Here is a 589-nt window from a genome sequence, read left to right as displayed (position 1 = left end):
GCATTCCGTGACCGTTGCCTCGATGCCAAGGGCAGCAGCTGCGTCAGGCATAAAAAAACCCCGCCATCCAAGGCGGGGTTCCGTCTTCAGGGCCGTGTCGTCGTGCCCAGCCTCACTCTTCCTCTTCAAACGGCAGCGCGCGGCGCGGCGGCGGAGGCCGTTTGCCGATCGTCACCGTCAGGTCCGTTGCCTTGCCGCGGCGGATCACGGTCATCTTGATGTCCACTCCCGGCTTGAGCTGGGCAATCGCATTGAGCAGCGCGGTCGTGTCTGTGATCGACAAGCCATCCACCTTGGTCAGCACATCGCCGGGCTTCACGCCCGCCTTGTCGGCCGGCCCACCCTGGACCACCGCGGCGATCAGTGCGCCTTCCTTGGCATCGAGGCCGAACGATTCGGCGATCTCGGGCGTCATGTCCTGCGGCTCGACCCCGATCCAGCCGCGCGTCACGCTGCCGGTGGAGATGATCGATTCCATCACCTGCTTGGCCGTTGACACCGGAATCGCAAAGCCGATCCCCAGCGAGCCGCCCGAACGCGAGTAGATCGCCGTATTGATGCCCAGCAGGTTGCCCTGCGCATCCACCAG

At 65.0% G+C, this 589-nt stretch carries 1 protein-coding gene; it reads right to left on the bottom strand.

What is annotated here, in order from left to right; translation table 11 throughout:
- Positions 1 to 112: 112 nt before the first annotated feature.
- On the bottom strand, positions 113 to 589 hold a 477-nt coding region (locus tag AC3WRR_RS36070), incomplete at its 5' end, for a S1C family serine protease (protein WP_492299570.1).

The sequence above is a fragment of the Cupriavidus sp. FW305-3-2-15-C-LB2 genome, assembly GCF_058787575.1.
This window is presented reverse-complemented; position numbering and strand designations above follow the sequence as displayed.